The 2278-nt window shown below is 70.6% G+C and carries 2 protein-coding genes; both read left to right on the forward strand.

The genetic code is table 11. The annotated features are described in order from the left end of the window. Positions 1-106: 106 nt before the first annotated feature. Entirely contained in the window at positions 107-736 is a 630-nt protein-coding gene (locus V6M46_RS07375) for a flavin reductase family protein (RefSeq protein WP_332663367.1), read from the forward strand. Continuing rightward, a complete protein-coding gene (locus tag V6M46_RS07380; protein ID WP_332663369.1) occupies positions 733-2232 on the forward strand; it encodes an FAD-dependent oxidoreductase in 1500 nt (499 codons plus the stop codon). Before V6M46_RS07375 ends, V6M46_RS07380 begins: the two co-directional genes overlap by 4 nt. Positions 2233-2278: the final 46 nt, after the last annotated feature.

The raw sequence follows: 2278 nt of genomic DNA on the forward strand, positions 1-2278 counted from the left end.
GAGGGCCTGACCGTCGACGACAAGCGCTGGGTGGCGCGGGAGTCGACTGCGGTGTCCTACTGGGGCCACGCCTTCGGTCAGTCGGGGTGAAGCGGCCGTGGGCTCCATGACCGACAAGGACGTCCCCGAGGGCATGAGCCCGGACGCCGCGGCGTCGTGGCCGTCCCGTGAGCTGATCGAGTCCTACCTCGGCGGCACCCACGAGATGTTCGCGTGGCGTCCCGGCGAGATCGTCGAGATCGACGGCGAGGCCGCGCAGGCCGCGGCGCGCGCCTACCGCGATGTGCTCGGCCAGTACGCCAGCGGGGTCACGGTCGTCACGACGCTCCAGGGCGACACCCCGGTCGGTATGACCTGCCAGTCGTTCACCAGCGTCTCGCTCGACCCGCCGCTCGTCGCGTTCCTGCCGATGAAGACCTCCCGCGCCTTCGCGGCGATCCGCAAGTCGCGGCGGTTCTGCGTCAACTTCCTGGCCGCCGACCAGGCCGAGCTCTCCAACACGTTCGCGTCGCGGGCCGACGACAAGTTCGCCGGAGTCGCGTGGGAGCCGACCAGCAACGGCATGCCGCGCCTCGAGGACACCGTCGGCTGGGTCGACTGCGTGGTGCACGACGTGCACGAGGCCGGCGACCACTACCTCGTGATCGGCCGGGTCGACGACCTCGGGCAGGGCGAGGCGGACAAGCCGCTGCTGTTCCACCGCGGCCGCTACCGCACAGCCGAGGGTGACGAGTGAGCCTCGGCCGTACAGCCGTCGTTCTCGGCGGCAGCGTGGCAGGGCTGTGCTCCGCTGGTGCGCTGGCTGCGTACTTCGACGAGGTCATCGTGCTCGAGCGCGACGAGCTGCCGCCGGACGCGCGGCACCGACGTGGCGTGCCGCAGAGCAAGCACCCGCACTTCCTGCTCAACTCGGGGCGCCGCGCGATCAACGACCTGTTCCCGGGGTTCGAGGAGGACCTGATCGCCGCGGGCGGCCTGCACCTGACGGCATCGATGGACACGGCATATCTCGAGGGCCCGGGCTGGACGCCGCGCAAGCAGGGTGCGCTCGACATGGTCTACGGCTCACGCATCCTGATCGAGCGGGTCCTGCGCGACAAGGTGCGCGGCCTGCCCAACGTCACGATCCGCGAAGGCGCGTCGGTCACCGGCATCGACACCACCGGTGGCGGTACGCCGCAGGGCCGGGTCACCGGCGTGAGCTTCTCGACGTCCGAGGGCGAGGAACGGATCGCCGCCGGCTTCGTGGTCGACGCGATGGGCCGCGGCTCTTCGGTCTCCGACTGGCTCGTCGCGGCCGGCTGGCCCGAGACGCCGGTCAAGACACTCGATGCCAAGGTCACGTACGTGTCGCGGTGGTACGACCTGCCGGCGCCGGAGGACCGCTCACCGACGTGGTGGTGGCAGCACCTGGTGATCATGCCGACGCAGGACAAGGGCGAGCACCCGCCCGAGCACGAGTTCCTGGTCAACTTCTTCCCGATGGAGGGCAACCGCTCGATCGCCTGCATGGGGTCGTGGGGCATCGACATGCCGCGCACCGTCGACGACTTCACGGCCTCGGCCGAGCGCCTGCGGACGCCGCAGTTCGCTGCCGCGATGGCCGCGTCCACGCCGACGTCGGAGGTGCACCTGACCCGCTCGACGGGCAACAAGTGGCGCCGCTACGACCAGCTGCCCACCGCACCGGAAGGCATCGCGTTCGTCGGCGACGCCATCTGTGGGTTCAACCCGTTCTACGGCCAGGGCATGAGTGCCGCCGCGATGTCCGCCGTGCTGCTGCGCGACGCCCTCCGGTCGGCGACGAAGCTCGACCAGTCGTTCCACCGGCGCCTGCTGACCGCGCAACGCAAGAACCTCGAGGTGGCCTGGGGCATGGCCATGGCGCGCGACCGGGGCTATGAGTGCGCCACCGGCACCGAGACCGTCCCTGCGTGGCAACGCCGGATCCTCGCCGCGATGACCTGGCCGATGTTCAACCTCATCACCGGCGCCTCGCGGGAGTACCCGGTCGTCGACGAGCACTTCGCGCGCGTCTTCAACCTCGACGAGTCGATCGGAGACATGATGCGCAACCCCCGTGTGCTCTGGGCCTTGCTGCGCTTCAAGGTCCGCGCCATGACCGGCCGGCTCACGTTCCCGTTCGGGTTCGACTCCCAGCTCGAGCCGCCGGGCAAGGACTGGACGCCGGGCGCTGATCCTGAGGCCGCGCTGGCGAGCGAGCCCCGATGAGCGCCACGTGCGACGAGGCCGCCGAGCAGGTCACCCGCCAGCTCGG

The organism is Aeromicrobium sp. (assembly GCF_036676885.1).
Taxonomy (GTDB): domain Bacteria; phylum Actinomycetota; class Actinomycetes; order Propionibacteriales; family Nocardioidaceae; genus Aeromicrobium.